The organism is Bailinhaonella thermotolerans (assembly GCF_003594875.1).
Taxonomy (GTDB): Bacteria; Actinomycetota; Actinomycetes; order Streptosporangiales; family Streptosporangiaceae; genus Bailinhaonella; species Bailinhaonella thermotolerans.
Map to the genome: position 1 here is coordinate 66,863 of NZ_QZEY01000013.1, position 13,686 is coordinate 80,548.

Annotated in this window: 10 protein-coding genes; all 10 read right to left on the reverse strand. The window is 73.0% G+C overall.

Translation table 11 applies throughout. From position 1 onward, the window contains the following. Positions 1–1,290: MFS transporter (locus D5H75_RS27420; RefSeq protein WP_242454549.1), on the reverse strand; the 1,290-nt coding region annotated here is incomplete at its 3' end. 250 nt (positions 1,291–1,540) lie between these two features. Beyond that, a complete protein-coding gene (gene ilvC, locus D5H75_RS27425; RefSeq protein WP_119929574.1) occupies positions 1,541–2,530 on the reverse strand; it encodes a ketol-acid reductoisomerase in 990 nt (329 codons plus the stop codon). Between the two features lie 159 nt (positions 2,531–2,689). Further along, positions 2,690–3,214, reverse strand: a complete 525-nt coding sequence (gene ilvN / locus D5H75_RS27430) for an acetolactate synthase small subunit (RefSeq protein ID WP_119929441.1) — start codon at positions 3,212–3,214, stop codon at positions 2,690–2,692. Positions 3,215–3,216: 2 nt separating this feature from the next. Next, positions 3,217–4,974 carry an acetolactate synthase large subunit gene (locus D5H75_RS27435; protein WP_119929442.1) on the reverse strand — a complete coding sequence of 586 codons (1,758 nt, stop codon included), beginning with the start codon at positions 4,972–4,974 and terminating at the stop codon, positions 3,217–3,219. Positions 4,975–5,306: 332 nt separating this feature from the next. Continuing rightward, positions 5,307–7,943, reverse strand: coding sequence for a putative bifunctional diguanylate cyclase/phosphodiesterase (locus D5H75_RS27440; protein WP_119929443.1), 2,637 nt, complete (start codon positions 7,941–7,943; stop codon positions 5,307–5,309). A 387-nt stretch (positions 7,944–8,330) separates the two neighbouring features. Beyond that, the gene (locus D5H75_RS27445; RefSeq protein WP_119929575.1) at positions 8,331–9,239 is read right to left on the reverse strand and encodes a 2-hydroxyacid dehydrogenase; all 909 of its coding nucleotides are present in this window, start codon (positions 9,237–9,239) and stop codon (positions 8,331–8,333) included. A 117-nt stretch (positions 9,240–9,356) separates the two neighbouring features. Beyond that, positions 9,357–10,199 (reverse strand): amidohydrolase family protein, encoded by an 843-nt coding sequence (locus tag D5H75_RS27450; protein ID WP_119929444.1) that lies wholly within the window; start codon positions 10,197–10,199, stop codon positions 9,357–9,359. Beyond that, positions 10,196–11,155, reverse strand: coding sequence for an aldo/keto reductase (locus D5H75_RS27455; protein ID WP_242454550.1), 960 nt, complete (start codon positions 11,153–11,155; stop codon positions 10,196–10,198). Before D5H75_RS27455 ends, D5H75_RS27450 begins: the two co-directional genes overlap by 4 nt. Before the next feature lie 3 nt (positions 11,156–11,158). Beyond that, complete coding sequence (locus tag D5H75_RS27460; RefSeq protein ID WP_242454551.1) at positions 11,159–12,175, reverse strand: ABC transporter permease; 1,017 nt, start codon at positions 12,173–12,175, stop codon at positions 11,159–11,161. Further along, entirely contained in the window at positions 12,168–13,664 is a 1,497-nt protein-coding gene (locus D5H75_RS27465; protein ID WP_119929445.1) for a sugar ABC transporter ATP-binding protein, read from the reverse strand. The genes D5H75_RS27460 and D5H75_RS27465 overlap by 8 nt, the downstream gene beginning before the upstream one ends. Positions 13,665–13,686: the final 22 nt, after the last annotated feature.

Sequence of the window (13,686 nt, forward strand, 5' to 3'; positions counted from 1 at the left end):
GCTGAGGGCTATGAAGGCGGCGGGGAGGACGGTGCCGCCGAGGAGGGTGCCGAGGATGGCGGTGTCCGTCTGGCGGACGGGGGCGGAGGGGTCGGAGGAGACGAAGCCGAAGGCGGCCAGGACTCCGCCGAGGAACATGGCGCCCGCGGCGAAGACGACGGTCTCGGCGGCGGTCCACAGGCCGGTGAACAGGCCCGCGCGGCGCTTGCCGGAGACGGCGGTGTCGGCGGCGATCACGTCGGCCAGCATGGAGAACTGGAGGAGCTGGAGCCCGGCGAACCCGATCCCGACCAGGAGGGCGCACCCGTGGGCGTACCCGGCGCCGAGGGCCGGGGTGAACGCCAGGGCCAGGGCGCCGGCGAGGTAGAGCGCGGAGGCCAGGATCATCGCGCCGCGCTTGTCCAGGCGGCGGGACACCCACATCCACAGCGGCATGGTGGCCAGCAGCGGCCCCACGATGCACAGCATGAGCGTCGTCGTCGCCGAGGGCCGTTCCAGGGTGTACGACGCGAAGTACGGCGTGCCCGCGAGCATGATCCCGGCGGCCGCCATCTGCGCGCAGCTCAGGCCCAGCACCAGCAGGAACGAGCGGTTCCCGCGCGCCGCGGCGATCTGGGCGCGCAGCGAGGGCTCGGCCTCGGCCTGGGCGACCATGGGGGCGCGGGCGGTGCCGAAGAACGTGCCGAGCATGGCCGCGAGCAGGACCACGCCCACGACGATCCCCACCAGCCGGTACCCGCCGAGCGTGTCGCCGCCGAGGCCGGAGTTCAGGAGCTGCTGGGTCCCGGCGCTGGAGAGCAGGATCGCGAAGCCCAGGAAGACCATCCGCCACTGGAGCAGCGAGGACCGCTCGTGGTAGTCGTCGGTCATCTCGGCGGGCATCGCCTTGTACGGCACCTCGAAGAAGGCGTACGCCGTCGCGGCCAGGAAGAACAGCACCGTGACGTAGACCGCCGCGGGCACCCCGGTGAGCGGCGGCCCGGCGAAGGTCAGCGCGAACGCCGGCGGGAGGGTGAGCGCGCCCACGAGCAGCCAGGGGCGGCGCGGCCCCATCGGGGAGCGGGTGCGGTCCGACAGCCGCCCGACGTAGGGGTTGATGAACAGGTCCCACGCCTTGGGCAGGAACGCGACCAGCCCCGCCAGCCACGCGGGTACGGCCAGCACGTTCGTCATGTAGAAGAGCAGGAGCAGGCCGGGCACGCTGGAGAAGGTCCCGGTGCAGAACGAGCCGAGCCCGTAGCCGAGCCGGACTCCCCGCGAGACTCGCGCGGCAGGCGTAGATGTGAGCACGGTCACAGTGAACACAACCAAGCGACTGTTCGGTAGGCCCAGTGCGCCGGACCACGCCGCCCGGCATGCCGAAGGGCGCGGGGACCACCGCCCCCGCGCCCCTCAACCTGCGGCTTCCACGCGCCTCGCGCACCGGTCACCGCGCCCCTCGGGCACCGGCTCCGGCGCCCCGGGCACCGGCTTCCCGCGCGCCTCGCGTGCGGCGCGGCCCGGCGCGTGCCGTACGGCGCCGCCGGGCCGCCCCCCGGACCTACTCGGCCGACTTGAGCCAGCTCATCATCGGGCGCAGCTCGGCGCCGGTCTTCTCGATCGGGTGGCCGGACAGCTCCTCGCGGTACTTGCGGAAGTTGTTCTGGCCGCCGTCGAACTCCTCGACCAGCTCGCGCGCGAAGGTGCCGTCGGTGATCTCGCCGAGGATGCGGCGCATCTCCGCCTTGGTCTCCTCGGTGACGACGCGCGGCCCGCGGGTGTAGCCGCCGTACTCGGCGGTGTCGGACACCGACCAGTACATCTTGGAGATGCCGCCCTCGTACATCAGGTCCACGATCAGCTTCATCTCGTGGAGGCACTCGAAGTAGGCGACCTCCGGCTGGTACCCGGCCTCGATCAGCGTCTCGAAGCCCGCCTTGATCAGCTCGGACACGCCGCCGCAGAGCACGGCCTGCTCGCCGAACAGGTCGGTCTCGGTCTCCTCGGTGAAGGTGGTCTTGAGCGCGCCGGCGCGGGTGCCGCCGATGGCCTTGGCGTACGACAGGGTCAGCGGCCACGCCTTGCCGGTGGCGTCGCGCTCGACGGCGACGAGACACGGCACGCCGCGCCCGGCCGAGAACTGCCGGCGCACGAGGTGACCCGGGCCCTTCGGGGCGACCATGGCCACGTCCACGCCCTCCGGCGCCTCGATGAGGCCGTACCGGATGTTCAGGCCGTGGCCGAAGAACAGCGCGTCGCCCTCGACCAGGCTGGGGGCGACGGCCTCCCGGTAGAGGTCGCGCTGCACGTGGTCCGGCGCGAGGATCATGACGAGGTCGGCCTCCTCGGCCGCCTCCGCCGGGGTGACGACGCGCAGGCCGTCGTTCTCGGCCTTCTCGCGGCTCTTGGAGCCGGCGGGCAGGCCCACGCGCACGTCCACGCCCGAGTCGCGCAGCGACAGCGCGTGCGCGTGCCCCTGGCTGCCGTAACCGATCACGGCCACGTGACGGTCCTGGATGATCGACAGGTCCGCCTCGTTGTCGTAGAAGATCTCTGCCACTTTGGGTCGCCCCTCCTGGTTTTCTGTCTTGTCTCTGTACGGCTCGCGCCGGGGCCCCGTCCACGGTACGGCTCGCGCCGTGGCGTCGTACGGCTGACGCCGTACGGCCCGGGCCGGAGGCCGTACCCGGGCCTGGCGCGGCGCGCCCTCTCAGGCGGACCGGTCGAGGGCGCGCAGCGTGCGGTCGGTGATGGAACGGGCGCCGCGCCCGACCGCCACCATGCCGGACTGCACGAGTTCCTTGATGCCGAACGGCTCCAGCACCCGGATGAACGCCTCCAGCTTGTCCACCGTGCCGGTGACCTCGATGGTCACGGCGTCGGGGGCCACGTCCACGCACCGGGCGCGGAAGAGCTGCACGGTCTCCAGGACCTGGGACCGCGTCTCGGCGTCGGCGCGGACCTTGACGAGCATGAGCTCGCGCTGCACGCTCTGCGCCGGGTCCAGCTCGACGATCTTGATGACGTTCACGAGCTTGTTGAGCTGCTTGGTGACCTGCTCCAGCGGCAGGTCCTCCACGCTGACCACGATCGTCATGCGGGAGATGTCGGCGTGCTCGGTGGGCCCGACGGCCAGCGAGTCGATGTTGAACCCGCGCCGTGAGAACAGGGCGGCGACCCGCGCCAGCACGCCCGGCTTGTTCTCGACCAGCACGGAGAGGGTGTGACGGCTCACGTTCAGTCCCCGTTCTCCCACTCGGGCGCCAGGTCCCTGGCGTACTTGATGTCGTCGTTGCTGGTGCCGGCCGCGACCATGGGCCAGACCATGGCGTCCTTGTGCACGATGAAGTCGATCACGACGGGCACGTCGTTGATCTCCATCGCCTTCTGGATCGCCGCGTCCACGTCCTCGGCCTTGTCGCAGCGTATGCCCACGCAGCCGTACGCCTCGGCCAGCTTCACGAAGTCGGGGATGAGGCGGGCGGTCTGCAGGTCGGTGTTGGAGTAGCGCTCGTTGTAGAAGAGGGTCTGCCACTGGCGGACCATGCCGAGGTTGCCGTTGTTGATGACCGCGACCTTGATCGGCACGCCCTCGATGGCGCAGGTGGCCAGCTCCTGGTTGGTCATCTGGAAGCAGCCGTCGCCGTCGATGGCCCAGACCGTGGCGTCCGGGCGGCCCATCTTGACGCCCATCGCCGCCGGGACCGCGAAGCCCATCGTGCCCGCGCCGCCGGAGTTGATGAACGAGCCGGGGTTCTCGTAGCCGATGTACTGCGCCGCCCACATCTGGTGCTGGCCGACGCCCGCGCAGTAGAACGCGTCCGGCCCGACCAGCTTGCCCAGCCGTTCGATGACGTACTGCGGGGCCAGGCCGTCCTCGTGGTCCTCGTAGCCGAGGGGGTACGTCTCGCGCAGGCGGTCCAGGTAGGCCCACCAGTCGGCGTAGTCCCCGCTGCGGCCGTCCACCGCGCCCCTGGCCTCGATCTCGGCCTTGACCGCGACGATCAGGTCGGCGATCACCTCGCGGGCGTCGCCGACGATCGGCACGTCCGCGTGGCGGTTCTTGGAGATCTCGGCCGGGTCGATGTCGGCGTGGACGATCTTGGCGTCCGGCGCGAACGTGTCCAGCCGGCCGGTGACCCGGTCGTCGAAGCGGGTGCCCAGCGCGACCAGCAGGTCGGCCCGCTGGAGCGCGCCCACCGCCGCGACCGTGCCGTGCATGCCGGGCATGCCGACGTGCTGCGGGTGGGCGTCGGGGAACGTTCCCCGCGCCATCAGCGTGGTGGCCACCGGCATCCCGGTCAGCTCGGCCAGCACCTTGAGCTCGGCGCTCGCGCCCGCCTTGTGCACGCCGCCGCCGACGTACAGCACCGGCCGCCTGGCCTCGGCGATCAGCCGGGCGGCCTCGCGGATCTGCTTGGAGTGCGGCCGCGTCACCGGGCGGTAGCCGGGCAGTTGCATCGGCTGCGGCCAGACGAAGTCCATCTCGTCCTGCAGCGCGTCCTTGGAGATGTCCACCAGGACCGGGCCGGGGCGGCCGGTGCCGGCGATGTGGAACGCCTCGGCGATCGTCCGCGGGATGTCCTCGGCCCTGGTGACCAGGAAGTTGTGCTTGGTGATCGGCATCGTGATGCCCACGATGTCCGCCTCCTGGAAGGCGTCGGTCCCGATCATCGAGCTGGCCACCTGCCCGGTGATCGCCACGATCGGCACCGAGTCCATGTACGCGTCCGCGATCGGGGTCACCAGGTTCGTCGCGCCCGGCCCCGAGGTCGCCATGCAGACGCCCACCTTGCCGGTCGCCTGGGCGTACCCCTCCGCGGCGTGACCCGCGCCCTGCTCGTGCCGTACGAGCACGTGCCGGACCTTGGTCGAGTCGAGGAGCGGGTCGTACGCGGGGAGAATCGCGCCGCCCGGGATCCCGAACACGGTCTCGACCTCCATGTGCTCCAGCGCGCGCACCAGCGCCTGGGCACCTGTCATCCGTTCGGTCATCGGCTCGTTCCTTGCTGGTCAACACTGGCTACCGGCTGTGAGCCCTCACTTGGGTGAGGCCAAACAAAAAGCCCCTCCCGGATACCGGATGAGGGGCGCGCGCAGGCTGGGACTCTTCGTCAGCGACCTGCGCGCCGGCGAAGTACTACGAGGATCCCACTGCGATGCATGTCGCCAACATTGGCCGATGAGACGCCCCGCCGTCAACTTGCTGGGATGGAAGTCTCACAATACGAGACGTCTTCGCGTTTCCGGCGAGACGAACGAGCACGTCAGAGCGGGTCTCAGCGGAGGGCCAAGCGGAGGTCTCAGCGGAGGGCCAAGCGGAGGTCTCAGCGCAAGGTGCCGCTGAGCTTGGGCGGCATGAGCGTGTCCACCCGGCGCGGCGCCATCGGGCGCGCGACCAGGTAGCCCTGGCCCCGCGTGCACCCCATCTCGCGGAGCTGCTCCAGTTGCTCCGGCCGTTCGATGCCCTCGGCCACCACGACCAGCCCCAGGTCGTGGCCCAGCCGCACGATCGTGCGGGTGAGCAGCGCCAGGGTCTCGTCGGAGCCGAGCCCGGACACGAACGACGGGTCGATCTTGATCATGTCCACGGGGAGCTGCCGGAGGTACGCCAGGGAGGCGTATCCCGTCCCGAAGTCGTCGATGGCCAGCCGTACGCCCAGGGCGCGCAGGGCCGACAGGCGCTCGATCCGCTCGTCGGCGTCCTCCACCAGCAGGTCCTCGGTGACCTCCAGCGTCAGCGCGCTCGGCGGCAGCCCGCTCTCCTTGAGCGCGGCGGCGATGGTGTCCACGAACCGGGGCGAGGTGATCTGGCGCGGGGACAGGTTCACGTTGAGCCCGATGTCCCACGAGGAGGCCCGCCAGGCGGCCACCTCGCGGCACGCCTCGGTCAGGATCCACTCGCTCAGCGGCACGATCAGGCCGGTGTCCTCGGCCACGCCGAGGAAGTCCTCGGGCGGCACGAACGCGCTGCCCCGCCACCACCGCACCAGCGCCTCCACGGCGGTCACGCGGGAGGTCGCCAGGTCCACCACCGGCTGGTACTCCAGGGCGAACTGGTTCTCCATCAGCGCTCGCTGGAGGTCGGCGGCCATCTCCAGGCGGCGCATGACGTCGGCGTGCATGTGGGCGGCGAACACCTCGACGCGGTGCCCGCCCAGTTCCTTGGCGCGGGCCATCGCCACGTCGGCGTTGCGGATCAGCTCGCCGTGCGCGAGCCCCTCCTCGGCGAAGGCGATGCCCACGCTGGCGGTCAGCGCGACGTCGCGCCCGGCCACGCGGAACGGCTCGGTGGAGACCGTGCGCACGAGCAGCTCGGCCAGGTCCACCACGGCGGCCTGCCCCTCGGCGCCGATCTCGACCAGCACGGCGAACTCGTCCCCGCCGAACCTGGCGAGGGTGTCGTCCACGTCCACGGCCCGGCGCAGCCGCCGCGCGGCCTGGCTGAGCAGGTAGTCCCCGGCGGCGTGCCCGACCGAGTCGTTCACGGCCGTGAACCCGTCCAGGTCCAGGAAGACCACGGCGACGCCGCTCGGGTGCCGGTCGAGCAGGTCGCGCACCCGCTCCTCGAAGTAGGCGCGGTTGGGCAGGCCGGTGATGCCGTCGTGGAAGGTCAGGTGGGTCACCTGGTGGCGCAGGGCCATCTCGTCGGTGATGTCCCGGGTGGTGATCAGCAGCAGCTCGTCGCCGCCGGTGCGCACGTGGCGGGTGGCCACGGCCTCGGCCGGCCGCCAGGTGCCGTCGGCGGCGCGCACGCGGCACGACAGCCGGCAGGTGGACCGCTCGTCGTCGGCGAACGCCCGCAGCGCCGCCTCCACGTCCGGCTGGTCCTCCGGGTGCACGAACTCGCCCACGCGGCGGCGCGCGACCTCCTCGGGGCGGTAGCCGTACATCGCGAGGACGCCCTCGCTGACGTGGTGGATGACGCCCTCGTGGTCCACGGTCAGGACCACGTCGCCCGCGGTCTCGGCCAGGTCCCGCAGCCGCCGCTCGGCGCCGTCCACGAGCAGCCGCAGGCGGGCGGCCCGGAGCGTGAGCACGAACAGCCGCACGAGCAGGATCAGCATGACCGACCCGCCGACCAGGCCGAGCACGGGCAGCCCGTGCCAGGGCCGGACGCCGTGGGTGGCGGTCCACACGCTGACGACGACGATCGCAACGCCGGCGAGCGCCAGCGGCACGCCGGTGGCCAGCGGCGGCCTGTCCTCACGCGGCTCCGCGCGGCGGCGCCGTACCCAGGGGGACACGGCGAGCAGCAGGAACGCGGCCAGCAGCGGCACGGCGCCCGCGGCGGGCGCCGGGTCTCCGGTGAGCTTGGCGGCCGCGACGAAGGTCTCGCTCGCGGTCAGCGCGGCCATGGTGGCGAGCACGGCGATGGCGAGCGGGCGGCGCGGGGGCCCGGCCCCGGCCACGCCCTGGCCGATCCAGCAGGTCACGCAGAGGAAGAGCAGCGGGAGCGCCATCGCGAGCAGGAAGTCCGCCGACAGGCCGCCGCCGCGTTCGTAGAGCGGGCCGAGCAGCGTCACCCAGCCGATCGAGAACAGCGAGCCGGCGCAGACGTAGGCGTCGGAGAGCTGGCGGGCGAGCGTGAGCGCCCCGGACGACCGGCCCACGGTGAGCGCCGAGCCCACGGTGAACACCACGGCCGCGCCCAGGACGAACAGGTCGGCGAAGGACAGCACCGAGGCGGGCGGCTCTCCCGGCGAGAGGAACGTGCGCCCCCAGGTGCCCGCGGCCCAGGTGATCGCCCCCGCCGCCAGCCAGCGGCAGGCGCCGCGGCGCGCGGGGGCCACGCGCGTGCCGGCGGCCAGCAGGGACAGCGCGGCGGCCAGTGCCGCCCCCACCCCGGAGGCCGCGAGCGCCCCGCCGGAGGTGCGGAGCACCAGGAGGGCAACCGCCAGCGCCGCCACGCCCAGTCCGGCCGCGGCGGTCAGCGGCAGGCGGTGCCTACGCCAGTCGCTCATCGTCGTCGCTCATCAGGCCGCCCACCAATCAGGCCGCTCGTCATGTCTGTAGTCTCGCGTGCTCACGACGGCCGGGATGGGCCGACACCCGAGTCGTCACCGTTCTGATAACGAGCCGGGCGCGAATCGTGAGCAGGCTCCCGCATGCGTCTTCGCATGCCCGTGCACCACGCTGTGCACAGTTTCCGACGGTGCCGCTTACTCTACGTGGCCAATGTCACGGCATCAGCACGGTCAGGAATCCTTCTGGCCGTCAGCCTTACGGGGCCCTGAGGGCGCCCCGGCCCGGCAGGAGGCACGCGGGAGGAACGCGGGAGGAACGCGGAAGGACGCGGGACGAGCGCGGGACGAGCGCGGACCGGGCGCGACCGGGGCCCGGTCCGGGGGTCAGTACGCGCCTTCGATGACGTTGACGAGGGGTTCCCCGGCGAGGAGGCGTTCGAGCTGGGCGCGCAGCAGCTTCAGCGCGCGGCGGCCGGAGGCGGGCGTGGACCCGGCCACGTGCGGCGTGATGAGCACGCCGGGGGCCTTCCACAGCGGGTGCCCGGCGGGCAGCGGCTCGGGGTCGGTGACGTCCAGGGCCGCGCGGATGCGCCGGGAGTTCAGCTCGGCGACCAGCGCGCCGGTGTCCACGACGGGCCCGCGCGCGGCGTTGACCAGCAGCGCGCCGTCCTTCATGCGGGACAGGAACGCGGCGTCGGCGAGCCCGGCGGTCGCGGGCGTGGAGGGCACCAGCAGCACGACCACGTCGGCGTCCGGCAGCAGGGCGGGCAGCTCGTCCTCGCCGTGCACGCCGTCCCTGGCCGTCCGGGCGACCCGGACCACCTCGACCTCGAACCCGGCGAGCCGGCGTTCCACGGCCGCGCCGATCGATCCGTACCCGACGATCAGCACGGTCTGGTCGGCGAGCGCGCCGGTGAAGCGGTAGTCCCAGCGCTCCTCGCGCCGCGCCTCGTCGAACGCCGGGAAGTCGTGCTGCATCGCCAGGATCGCGCCCACCACCCACTCGGCGGTGCCCGCGTCGTGCACGCCCTTGGCGTTGCAGAGCAGCACGCCGTCCGGCATGTGCGGCCGGTAGGCGTCCACGCCGGCGGTCAGCGTCTGGACGACCCGCAGCCTGGCCATGCGGGCCAGCGCCTCGGGCGTGCGCGGCGTGCCGAAGAAGGGGGGCACCCACACCTCGACGTCCTCGACGCCCGGGGGGAACTCCGCGCCCCCGTCGTAGACGCCGACCTCGACCCCCGGCAGATCCCCCAGCGCCTGGGCGATGCCCGGCAACGGCACCCACACCTTCATGCCCGCCACCCTAGATCCCCCTCCGCGTCCTCCGGAACCCACGATCACCGCCCGATCCCCCGCCGTCCCGCGCGCCCCCGCGCCCGGGACCGCGCGGCGGGGAGGGACGGAGGCGGGTCACAGGCGGTAGACGCGGCGGGCGGTGCCGGACAGGACCGACTCGCGCTCGGCGTCCGAGAGCCCGGCCAGGGCCAGGTCGGTGGTCTCGACCGCGCCGCCGTACGGCACGGCGAGGGTGCAGACGGGCCAGTCGGAGCCGAACATGAGGCGTTCGGGCCCGAAGACGTCCAGGGCGTGCCGGACGTACGGCGTCACGCGGGCGGGGTCGGGGGTGTTCCAGTCGGCCTCGGTGACCAGGCCGGAGACCTTGGCGGTGACGTTGGGCAGGGCCGCCAGGTCCGCGATCCAGGCCGCCCACGGCTCCCACATGCCCGCGGCGATGCCGGGCTTGCCGAGGTGGTCGAGCACGAACTGGACGCCGGGCAGGTCGCGCGCCGTCCGCAGCGCTGCCTCGTACTGCGGCGGCTTGACCAGCAGGTCGTAGGCGAGGCCGGCCTCGGCGACGGCGGCCAGCCCGCGCCGGGTCTCGGGGCGTTCCAGCCAGGCGGGGTCGGGCTCGTCCTGGACGAGGTGGCGCACCCCGGCCAGGTTCTTGCCCCCGGCGCCGCCCATGAGCTCGGCGAGCACGTCCACCACGCCGGGCGCGTCCAGCGGGACCCACCCGACCACGGCCCGCACCAGCTCGGACCGGGTGGTCAGCTCCAGCAGCTCGCGGGTCTCCGCGACGTCCGCGAGCGCCTGCACCACGACCGCCGCGTCCACGCCGTGCGGCCGGGCCTCGGCGGTGTAGCGGGCCTCGTCGAACACCCCCCGCAGCGGGTCCGCCCAGGGGCCGTCCATCCAGGGGTACTCCCGGGCCCCGGTGTCCCACAGGTGATGGTGCGCGTCCACCCGGCTCATGCGACCTCCAGCTCCGCCCACAGCGCGTCGGGGACCTCCGCGGCGAACATCGCCAGGTTGTCGGCGACCTCCGCCTCGCTGCGGCAGCCGACGAGCACGCTGGCGACGGCCGGGTGGCGCAGCGGGAACGCGATCGCCGCCGCGCGCAGCGGCACGCCGTACGTCTCGCAGAGCGCCTTCATCCGCAGCGCCCGCTCCACCAGCGGCTCGGGCGCGGGCAGGTAGTCGTACGTCGCCCCGGGCCGCGGGTCGGCGAGCAGTCCCGAATTGTAGACCCCGCCGATCACGACGGAGGTGCCGCGTTCGGAGCAGGCGGGGAGGAGTTCCTCCGCCGCGCGCCGGTCGAGCAGGGAGTACCGTCCGGCGCAGAGCACGACGTCCAGGTCGAGCCGCCGCACGAACCGGGTGAGCAGCTCGGTCTCGTTCGTGCCCGCCCCGATCGCGCCCACGACGCCCTGCTCGCGCAGTTCCGCCAGGGCCGGGTAGGCGGACTCGTAGACGGCCTCCTCGGCCCCGGCCACGTCCGGGTCGTGCAGGTAGACGACGTCCACGCGGTCGAGCCCGAGCCGTTCCAGGCTCTCCTCGATGGACGCGCGGACGCCGGCCCGCCCGAAGTCCCAGACCCGCTTGTACGGCGGGCTGTCGCGGAACATGGGGGCGTCGTTCTCCTCCCCGGGCGCGAGCGGGCGCAGCAGCCTGCCCACCTTGGTGGAGAGCGTGTACGACCCGCGGTCCGCCGCCCGCAGCGCCGCGCCGAGCCGCCGCTCCGACAGGCCCGCCCCGTAGTGCGGCGCGGTGTCGAAGTAGCGGACGCCGCCCGCCAGCGCCCGCCGGACGGACGCCCCGGCCTGGTCGTCGGACATGGGCGCGAAGAGGTTGCCCAGCGGCGCGGCCCCGAAGGACAGGGTGCTGACCTCCACGTCCGTCGAGCCGAGGCGGCGGGTTTCGATGCGCACGGGTTACTCCTGGGCCCGGCCGGTGGTGACGCGGGCGATCATCAGGGCGACCAGGATGATCGCGCCCTGGATGGACTGGATCCAGAAGGACGACACCTGCGCCAGCGTGAGCAGGTTGGTGACCACGCCGAGCAGCAGCACGCCGGTGAGCGCCCCGGACATCGTGCCCCGGCCGCCGTCCATCGCGATGCCGCCGACCACCGCCGCCGCCATGACCATGAAGATCATGTTGGCGCCCTGGTTGGCGTTGATCGCGCCGACGTAGCCGGTCTGGATCAGGCCGCCCAGCCCGGACAGCGCCCCGGCCACGACGAACACGCCGAGCAGGACGCGGTCCACGCGGATGCCGGCCGCCCTGGCCGCCGCGGGGTTGCCGCCGATGGCGTACAGGGCGCGGCCGAGCCGGTGGTAGCGCAGGAAGAACCCGGCGACGCCGAACGCCGCCGCGGCCAGCCACACCGAGATCGGGATGCCGAGGAAGGTGGTGGTGGCCAGCGCGAAGAACGGCTCGGGCATGTCGAACAGGGTCTTGCCCTTGGTCGCGCCGACGAGCAGGCCGCGCAGCACGATCAGCATCGCCAGGCTCACGATGAACGCGTTGAGCCGCAGCTTCACCACGAGGAAACCGTTGAACGCGCCCACGAGCGCGCCGACCACGACGATCAGCGCGAGGCCCACGGCCGTCGGCAGCTCCAGCCCGAACCCCGCCGACGCCGCCGGGATCACGACGAGCGCGCCGAGCGCCGGGGCGATGCCCACGACCGACTCCAGCGACAGGTCGATCTTGCCGGTGATCAGGATCAGCGACTCGGCGAGCACGACCATCGCGAGCGCGGCGGACGAGCCCAGGATCGAGATGATGTTCGCGTAGCTCAGGAAGTTCTCGTTGACGAAGGCGCCCAGCACGATCAGCGCGACCAGCGCGGGCACCAGGGCCAGCTCGCGCAGCCGGCGCATGACCGGGCTCTGGCGCGGAAGGGCCGCCGCCGTGGGGCGCGCGGCGGTCGAGACGTCAGTCACGGGTAACACCTTCAATCGAGGCGACCAGGTCGTGGTCGTGCCATCCGGCGGGGAACTCGTCGGCGATCGAGCCGTGCCGCATGACCAGCACCCGGTCGCAGGGCCGCAGGTCGTCCAGCTCGTCGGAGATGATGATCACGGAGGTGCCGCCGGCGCGGATGCGGTCCACCACGGCGAGCAGCGCCTCCTTGGACTTCACGTCCACGCCGGCGGTGGGGTTGATCAGCACCAGCAGCCTGGGATCGGTGGCCAGCGCGCGGGCCATGACGACCTTCTGCTGGTTGCCGCCCGACAGCGCGTTGACCGGCTGCCCCGGCCCCTCGGTGCGGATGTCCAGGTCGGCGATCGCCCGCTCGGCGTGGGCGCGCAGCCGGGACGGGGCGATGACGCCGTACTTCCCGAGGCGGCCGGCGATGGTCATCGCGGAGTTCTCGCCGACCGACAGCTCGGGCACCAGGCCCTCGTGGTGCCGGTCGCGGGGCACGCAGCCCACCCCGGCGTCCAGGGCCCGGCGCACGTCGCCGAAGGGCAGCGCCTCCCCGTCCAGCACGGCGGAGCCGCCGCTCGGGGTGCGCAGCCCCACCAGGGACTCCGCCAGCTCGATCTTGCCGCTGGCGCTGGAGCCCGCCAGGCCCAGCACCTCGCCCCGCCGCACGGCCAGGCTCACGTCCGTGAACGCGTCGCCGGACAGACCGGAGACGGCGAGGCGGACCGGCACGTCCGGGCCGACGCGCGACTCGGTCACGCCCTCGCCGAGCGCGGTGGCCTCGCCGGTCATCGCCTCGACGAGCGCGGCGCGGGGCAGGTCGGCGACCGGGGCCGTGATGATCCAGCGGGCGTCACGGAGCACGGTCACGGTCTGGCAGACCTCGTAGACCTCCTGGAGGTGGTGCGAGATGAACAGGAACGTCACCCCGGACTCCTGCAGGGCACGCATCCGGGCGAACAGCCGCTCGATCTCGTTGTTGTCGAGCTGGGCCGTGGGCTCGTCGAGGATGATGAAGCGCGCGCCGTACGACAGGGCGCGGGCGATCTCGACGAGCTGCCGGTCCTCCACCGCCAGGTCCCCGGCGCGGGCGTCCACGTCCACCTCGACGCCCCACTGGTCCAGCAGCTCGCGGCCCTCGGCGCGCAGCCGCTTCCAGCTGATGCGGCCGAAGCCCGCGAGCGGCTGGCGGTTGATGAACAGGTTCTCGCCCACGGTGAGGTCGGGGACGATCGTGGACCGCTGGTAGACGCAGGCGACGCGGGCGCGCCACGCGTCGCGGTCCGCCAGCGGCGGGGCCGGCTCCCCGCCGAACCTGATCTCGCCGCCGTCCGGGGCCTGCAGGCCCGTGAGCAGTGAGACCAGGGTCGACTTGCCGGCCCCGTTCCGGCCGACCAGCGCGTGCGACTCACCGGGCACGACGGTCAGCCGCGCGTCCGCGAGCGCCACGGTGGAACCGAAGCGCTTGCCGACGCCGATCGCCTCCACGAGGGGGGCAGACATGACACCTCCTAGCCGACGACTC